The organism is Streptomyces sp. NPDC004752, assembly GCF_053601275.1.
This window is the reverse complement of sequence record NZ_JBSGBN010000215.1, coordinates 1-7,409: the sequence shown is the minus strand read 5'-3', so window position 1 is coordinate 7,409 and position 7,409 is coordinate 1. Positions and strand designations below refer to the sequence as shown.

The 7,409-nt window shown below is 72.6% G+C and carries 6 protein-coding genes and 1 pseudogene; 3 read left to right on the top strand and 4 right to left on the bottom strand.

What is annotated here, in order from left to right:
- Positions 1-488: 488 nt before the first annotated feature.
- Entirely contained in the window at positions 489-1,640 is a 1,152-nt protein-coding gene (locus ACWEKM_RS44410) for a CapA family protein (protein ID WP_451626999.1), read from the bottom strand.
- A gap of 231 nt (positions 1,641-1,871) precedes the next feature.
- Between ACWEKM_RS44410 and ACWEKM_RS44405 the strand changes: the two genes are divergently transcribed.
- The 3 genes from ACWEKM_RS44405 (at position 1,872) to ACWEKM_RS44395 (ending at position 3,951) form a co-directional block, all read left to right on the top strand.
- Positions 1,872-2,420, top strand: coding sequence for a sigma-70 family RNA polymerase sigma factor (locus ACWEKM_RS44405; RefSeq protein WP_451627002.1), 549 nt, complete (start codon positions 1,872-1,874; stop codon positions 2,418-2,420).
- A 133-nt stretch (positions 2,421-2,553) separates the two neighbouring features.
- Positions 2,554-3,069, top strand: a complete 516-nt coding sequence (locus tag ACWEKM_RS44400; protein ID WP_451626998.1) for a hypothetical protein — start codon at positions 2,554-2,556, stop codon at positions 3,067-3,069.
- Between the two features lie 228 nt (positions 3,070-3,297).
- Positions 3,298-3,951: a zf-HC2 domain-containing protein gene (locus tag ACWEKM_RS44395; RefSeq protein ID WP_451626997.1), complete on the top strand. Its 654-nt coding sequence runs from the start codon at positions 3,298-3,300 to the stop codon at positions 3,949-3,951.
- Positions 3,952-3,983: 32 nt separating this feature from the next.
- Here the strand turns inward: ACWEKM_RS44395 and ACWEKM_RS44390 are convergent, their stop codons facing one another.
- The 3 genes and pseudogenes from ACWEKM_RS44390 to ACWEKM_RS44380 all read right to left on the bottom strand — a co-directional run.
- Positions 3,984-4,847: an Fpg/Nei family DNA glycosylase gene (locus ACWEKM_RS44390; RefSeq protein WP_451626996.1), complete on the bottom strand. Its 864-nt coding sequence runs from the start codon at positions 4,845-4,847 to the stop codon at positions 3,984-3,986.
- A 32-nt stretch (positions 4,848-4,879) separates the two neighbouring features.
- Complete coding sequence (locus tag ACWEKM_RS44385) at positions 4,880-6,967, bottom strand: SpoIIE family protein phosphatase (RefSeq protein ID WP_451626995.1); 2,088 nt, start codon at positions 6,965-6,967, stop codon at positions 4,880-4,882.
- 60 nt (positions 6,968-7,027) lie between these two features.
- Positions 7,028-7,409 (bottom strand): annotated as a pseudogene (locus ACWEKM_RS44380) (DUF6777 domain-containing protein); the annotation flags it as partial.

Sequence of the window (7,409 nt, the reverse complement as noted above, 5' to 3'; positions counted from 1 at the left end):
AGACAGGCCACGTCCGACCGACCCAGGCGTAGACCCCTGACTCGCGACAGACTGGCCGCAAGCAGGACAACGCCACAGGGAACTCAGCACAGGCAAAGCGCGCCAGGACCAGGCCGACGGCGCCACGCCGGACCCGCAAACGCGACCCCGCCCGCGACCAGCCGACCGACCCGATCACGGCCAGGCCGCCCCAGACAGGCCACGTCCGACCGACCCAGGCGTAGACCCCTGACTCGCGACAGACTGGCCGCAAGCAGGACAACGCCACAGGGAACTCAGCACAGGCAGAGCGGGCACGGACCAGGCCGGCGGGGCGGCGCTGGACCCACGAAGACGCGGCCCCGCCCGCGACCAGCCGATCGGCCCCAGCACGGCCGATCCGGACAGCCCGGGTCCGGATCCGTTCGACCCCAGCACGGCCGATCCGGCCGATCCGCCCGGACAGGCCGGGTCCGGCTCCGGGCTCGCCGGGCGGCCGGCGGGGCGGGTCACTCCCCCATGACCAGACCGTCCTTGGCGGCGCCGCGGGCGAGCACCACGTCGCGGATCCGGTTGCGCACGGCGGTCAGTTCGGCGCCGTCGGCGATGGCGGCGTTGAGGTTGACCACGCGGCCCGCGTCGAGGTCGTACAGCTGCGGGATGAACTCGGCCCGGGTCACCTCCCAGCGGGCGCCGGGCCGGGCGGGCGGGGAGAAGGCGAAGCGGGCGATCGTGGACTGGTTGCCGCGCGGATCCTGCAGCCCCTGCCGGTTGTACATCTCGCCGGCGATCTGGTCGCCCATGCCGTACACCACCCAGGTCCCGTTGATCTTCTCGTACGCCTGCGGGATGTGGGCGTGGGTGCCGATGATCAGGTCGAGGTCGGGGCGGCCGGCGGTCCGCGAGGCGGTGAGGCGCTTGGCGAGGGCGAGTTGCCGGTCGTCGGGGTCGTCCTGCCATTCGGTGCCCCAGTGCAGGGACACGACGACCACGTCGGCGCCCTGTTTCCGGGCGGCGCGGGCGTCGGCGATGATCCGGCCCTCGTCGATCAGATTGACCGCCCAGGGCTGCCCGGCCGGCGGCGCGAAGCCGTTGGTGTCGTAGGTGTACGACAGATGCGCGACCCGCGCCGGGCCCGCCTGAAAGGTGGTGACCGCGTCGGCCTCGCCCTCGGTGCGGGCCGTTCCGGAGTGCCGCAGGCCCGCCCGGTCCATGGCGTCCAGGGTGCGGGCGATGCCCTGGGAACCGTCGTCCAGGGCGTGGTTGGAGGCGGTGGAGCAGCCGTCGTAGCCGGTGGCGGCGAGGCTCGGGGCGATCTCCGGCGGGGACTTGAAGGCGGGGTAGCCCGAGTAGTCGCCGTTCGCCCCGTACACGGTCTCCATGTGACACAGCGCCAGATCGGCGCGGTTGACGACGGGTTGCACACCGGCCAGCATCGGGCGGAAGTCGTAGCCGGCTCCGCCCGCGTCGAAGCCCGCCCGCTCGATCACGGAGGTGTGCGGCAGGACGTCGCCGGAGGCGACGAGGGTGAAGCCGCGGGCAGCGGTCGGCGCCGGGGGTGCGGGCGCGGGCGGCCCCTTCCGGGCCTCGGCCTGGCAGGCGGCGGCCGCCGCGAGGAGTACGGTCAGGGCCAGGGCCACCTGGCGTCTGCGTGCGATCATCAGCTCACCCCGGATGTTCTCGAATCACCGTCACGTTTCGTATTTACAGACAAATGGGTACGAATATGACGGCCGCCCCAAACGACCCAGGGGCTCTCTTTAACCCGTCCGGTGCCGCTGACGAGCCGTCATGGACCGTTCGCCGAACCGTTCATCGACGCGATCGACCGTCCGTCGCAGATCCCGGTGCGCACCCTGTCCCGTCGACGCGCCCTGCGCTGCCATGGGGCCATGACGGCCGGAACCACCCTTCACCACGGGACGACGACCGCCGAGCACGAGCTGGCCGCGCTGCAACGCGAGCACGGCCGGCCGCTCTTCGCGCTGCTGCTGCGGCTGTGCGACGGGGACCGGCAACGCGCCGAGGACCTCGTGCAGGAGACCTTCGTACGCGCCTGGCAGCACCCCGAGGCGCTGCGCGCCGACGCCTTCGACTCGGTGCGGCCCTGGCTGCTGACCGTGGGCCGACGGCTGGCGATCGACGCGCGGCGGGCCCGGCAGGCACGACCGCCGGAGGTCGGCGACGCGATCCTGGAGAACGCGCGGGTGTGCGCCGACCACGCCGAGCGCTCGGCCGCCACCCTGGATGTCCGCGAGGCTGTGAAGACTCTCACTCCGGAACACCGTGACGTACTGGTGCTCGTGTATTTCCGTGGGGCGAGTGTGGCGGAAGCCGCGGAAACGCTGGGCATTCCACCGGGTACGGTGAAGTCCCGCGCGTACTACGCGCTGCGCGCCCTGCGCCGGGTTCTGCCGGGATACGCGCCCGACCTGCGGTGAAACGGGGCCCTGGGTCAAACCTCGGCAAAGCGCCTTGCTGTGGACCCGGTTGGAGCAATCAGCTGTCTTCATCCGTGTTCCGGACCGGGCGGGGTTCGGGCGACGCGCAGGTACCGGAGGAAGGCAGGACGGGATGCCGCACAGAGGTCGAGAGAACACGGACGGCACCGGCGGCGACGCGCTGACCGTCCCCATGGCCTGGTTCTACGCCGAGTACATCGCCGACGAGCTGCTGCGGACCGGCGATCTGATGCCGCCCACGTCCTTCGAGTTCCGGGCCGGCCGGGACGCGCTGGCCCTGACCGTGTTCCTGTCCGACGCCGACGGCGAGCTCTCCGGCATCCAGGTCGTCTCCCAGCTGGAGACCTGGCTCTCGCTGACGGCGTACGACCAGCCGTGGCAGGACTGGGTGCGTCAGCGCATGGCCCAGCTGGCGGCCGCGGCGGTCGACTCCGGCGCCCCCGCGCCGGACCTGGACCTCGCCGCGGACGCCTGGCGCTGGCTCCAGGAGACCGAACTGCTCGCCCCCGACCTGGACGCGGTGCCGGGCGGCGGCCCGCTGGTCGCCGAGGACGACGGCCCGAAGGTGTGGACCCCCGCCTGGCGGCTCGGGCTGCCCCTCGGCCATCTCGCCATCCATCTCTTCTGAGGTTCCTTCGAGGCTTCTCAAGAGGGCTTCGAGGCTTCTTGGGGGTTCCTTCGAGCCTTCTTCGAGCGTTCTTCGCGACGGACCAATCCGCGGGCCGGGCCGCTCCGAATCCCTGGGTTGCTCCAGGGACGGCGATTGTGGACGTGGCTTGAGTGATTCGGCCGTCCGGTGCGTACCGGTGGGGGCACGGAGTCACCCACCCGCAACCCAACGGCACGAGGATTCGGCATGAGGTCCCTGGAACGGCATCGCGACGTCGGCGCCTACGCGCTCGGCGTGCTGGACGAGGCGGCGGCATTCCGCTTCGAGGACCACCTCATGGAGTGCCCCAGCTGCACGGCCCATGTGACCGAATTCGGTCCTGCCGCACGGCAGTTGATGCTGTATCGGCGGGCCACACCGCGCTTTGTGCACCCGCTGGCCCAGCCGGGCCCCCGGCTGCTGGACCGGCTGCTCGGCGAGGTCACTGCACGGCGCCGGGCGCGCCGCCGGCGCCTCCTGTACGGCCTGGCCGCCTCGCTGGTGTTCGCCGTCGCCGGTCCCGGCGTCGCCGTCTACGCCGCGCACGGGACGGCGTCCGTACGGGTCACGGCGACGACCGACGCGGCCTCCGGGGTGTGGGCGCAGCTGACGAGCGAGGACGAGGCATACGGCACCGAGGTCGTGCTGAAGGTCAAGGACGGGGCGGGCCCGCGTTCCTGTCGGCTGATCGCCGTCGGCCGGGACGGCACCGAGCAGATTCTCACCAGCTGGGCCGCGCCCGGCCACGACGGCGGGACGAACACCCTGCGGGGTACCTCCGCGATGCACCCCGAGGAGATCGACCACTACGAGCTGCGCACCGACGACGGAACCCGCCTGGTGACCCTGAACAGCCGCTGACCAGGGCGAACGGAGTCCGGCGCGCTCTGTTACTACTTCAGCAGCCGGGACATCCTGCGGTCCGCCAGCGGCTTGCCGCCCGTCTGGCAGGTCGGGCAGTACTGCAACGACGAATCGCTGAACGACACCTCGCGGATGGTGTCGCCACAGACCGGACAGGGCTCCCCGGTGCGGCCGTGCACCCGCAGTCCGCTCTTCTTCTCCGCCTTGAGCCGTCCGGCGGCCAGCCCCCGGGAGCGGGCGACCGCCTCCGTCAGGGTGGTGCGCAGCGCCTCGTACAGCCGCCGGGTCTCCTGCGGCGTCAGGGACGCGGCGAGCTTGAACGGGGACATCTTCGCGGCGTGCAGGATCTCGTCGCTGTAGGCGTTGCCCACGCCGGCGATCAGGCTCTGGTCCCGCAGCGCGCCCTTGAGCTGCCGCCGCTCGTCCGAAAGCAGGGCCGCGAGCCGGGTCTCGTCGAAGTCGTCGGCGAGCGGGTCGGGACCGAGCCGGGCCACGCCGGGCACCTCCCGCACCTCCCGTACGACGTACACCGCGAGCCGCTTCTGGGTGCCGGCCTCGGTCAGGTCGAAGCCCGCGCCGTCCGCGAGGGCGGCCCGCAGCGCGAGCGGCCCCTTGCCGGGGCGCGGCAGACCGTCCGGCAGCCGGTCCTTCCACTGGAGCCAGCCCGCGCGGGCCAGGTGCGTCACGAAGTGCAGGCCCGTGTCCCCCTCGATGTCGAGGAACTTGCCGTATCGGTGCACGGCGGTGACCTCGCTGCCCTCGAACGCGGAGAGCGGCGGGTCGTAGGTCTTCAGGACGCTGATCGCGACCGGCAGCACCCGGACGACCTCGCGGCCGACCAGCCGCTCCGTCAGGAAGTCCTTGAGCGCTTCCACCTCGGGGAGTTCCGGCATGGCTCCAGAGTGCCACCCGGGACCTCAAGTGGTCAGCCTCGCTCCCCCATCCGGAACTCGCACCACACGCACTTGCCGCCGCCCCGCGCCTCCACGCCCCACACGTCGGCGAGCCGGTCGACCACCAGCAGACCGCGCCCCGAGAGCTCGGACTCCCCCGCGTCCCGGCGGCGCGGCAGGGCACTTGAGGAGTCCTCGATCTCGACGCGCACCCTGCGCTCGCTGCCGCCGAGCACCCTGAGCGTGACGATCGCGGAGCCCTCGGTGTGCAGGAGCGCGTTGGTGATCAGTTCGTCGGCGGCCAGCTCGATCTCGTCGGCGCGGTCGCGGGCGCCCCAGGCGCGGACCGCGGCGCGGATCATGTGCCGGGCCAGGGTCAGGGCCTCCGGGTCGCCGGGCGCCACATGCTGCTGGAGCCGGCCGACGCGCCGCGCCGCGTCGGCGCTGCGGCGGCGCAGCAGGAGCAGGGCGACATCGTCGTCGCCGCCGCGCTCCTCGGCCACGTCGATGAGCCGGTCGGCGAGTTCGCGGACGTCCTCCGGTCCGGCGCCGATGAGCTCGGTGAGGGTCCGCACCCCGTCGTCGAGGTCGGTGCCGGGTCGTTCGACGAGACCGTCGGTGCACAGCAGCAGCGTCTGGCCCGGGTCGAGTTCGAGGGTGCTGACCGGGTATTCGAGCCGCCCGAACTCGGCGGACAGGCCGAGCGGCAGCCCGCCGTCGACCGGCACCCGGCGGCAGCTGCGGTCCGGGTGCCGGATCAGCGGGTCGATGTGCCCGGCCCTGACCATCTGGACCACCCCGGTGGACAGGTCCGCCTCCGCGTACAGACAGGTGGCGAACCGGTCGGTGTCCAGCTCGTGCAGGAACACCGAGGCCCGGGCCATCACGGTGGCCGGGGTGTGTCCCTCGGCGGCGTAGGCGCGCAGCACGATGCGCAGCTGGCCCATGACGGCCGCCGCATGGGTGTCGTGCCCCTGGACGTCGCCGATGACGGCGCCGACCCGGCCGCCCGGCAGCGGGATGAGGTCGTACCAGTCTCCGCCGATGTCCCGGCCGAGGGAGCCCGCGGCGGAGCCGGCACGGTAGCGGACGGCGACGTCGGCGCCGCGGACGCTCGGGATGGTGCGCGGCAGCATGGCCTGCTGGAGGCTCCGGGCGAGGTCTCGCTCCTGCTCGTAGAGCATGGCCCGTTGCAGGCTCTGCGCGATGTGGCTGCCGAGGGCGACCAGCACGGCCCGCTCCTGCGCCGAGAAGCCGCGCCGGTCGTTGTAGAGCAGGCCCATGGCGCCGATCGGGCGGGCCTGGGCGATGAGCGGCAGATAGGCGGCCGAGGTGATGCCGAGTTCGGTGATGTGCTGCCACAGGATCGGATAGCCCTCGGCGAACTCCTGCGGGGACTCGATGAAGCGGGGGCTGAGGATGCGCACGACCTCGCTCATCGGGTACGGCTCGTCGATCCCGGTGACCCGGGTGCCGGGCACGAAGCTGCCCTCTGGGCCCTCGGCGACCAGCCGGATCCGGCCCGCCTCCACCAGGCCCATCACCAGGTTGGCCGCGCCGAGGTGCCGTACGCCGTCGGTGTCCTTGAGTACGTCGATGACGTCCTGGACGCTGCGGGCGTGCGAAAGCGCGACGGTGATGACCTGCACGACATTGCTCTGCCGCCGGAAGGCCGCGTCCTGTGCGGCCCGCAGACTGCGCGCCTCGCTGTCCTCCAGTTCCCGGGTGGCGTCGCGGACGATGCCGATGACGCGGCGCGGCCTGCCGGTCTCGTCGCGCCGGATGTAGCCCTGGGTGTGCGTCCAGCGGTATCCGCCGTCGCGGCGGCGGATACGGAAGTAGGCCCCGTAGTTCTCGCTGCCGTCCTTGATGGCGCGGGAGACCACGGCGTCGATCCGGCTGGCCTCCGGCTGGGGCACCCGGCTGGCGAGCGAATCCAGGCGACCGTCGTACTCCTCGGGAAGCAGGTCGAACACCTCGTGGGCCTGGGCGTCCATGTGGTAAAGACCGGTGTCCAGGTCCCAGTCGAAGGTGCCCATGCCGTTGAGCGCCAGGAACGGATCCGGGTGGGCGGGCCAGTCGCCCGGGACCGACGGGGCGCTCGCTCCCCGATCGGACATGGGGCCACCTTGCCAGGATTCGTCCGGTTCTTCGACCGGTGTCGGCGCCACCTCGGACATTCAGCCGCCGAGGACGCCGGTGGGGCTGTCGAAGATGATGTCGGTGACGGTGGTGTCGTCGGGGACCGGGCCGCCGCCGTCGGGCAGGCCGGGCGCGTCCGGGACGGTCCGGGGGCCGACCTCGTCGGTGGTGGGCGGGGAGGTGCCCGGCTTCGACCCGGGCGGAGGGGCCGACCGGCTGGCCGGTGGCGCCGATCCGGGGGCCGGAACGCAGTCCGCCGGACTCGACGAGGCCGCGGGGCTCGACGGGGCCGCGGTGACGACGGTCGCCTCGCCGATGTCCGCGCCGGCGCCCGAACCCACCTCCGCGCCGGCGTCCGAGACCGCTTCCGGGGCGGTGTTCGAGACCGCTTCCGGGGCGGTCGCGGCAGGGGCCGCCGAG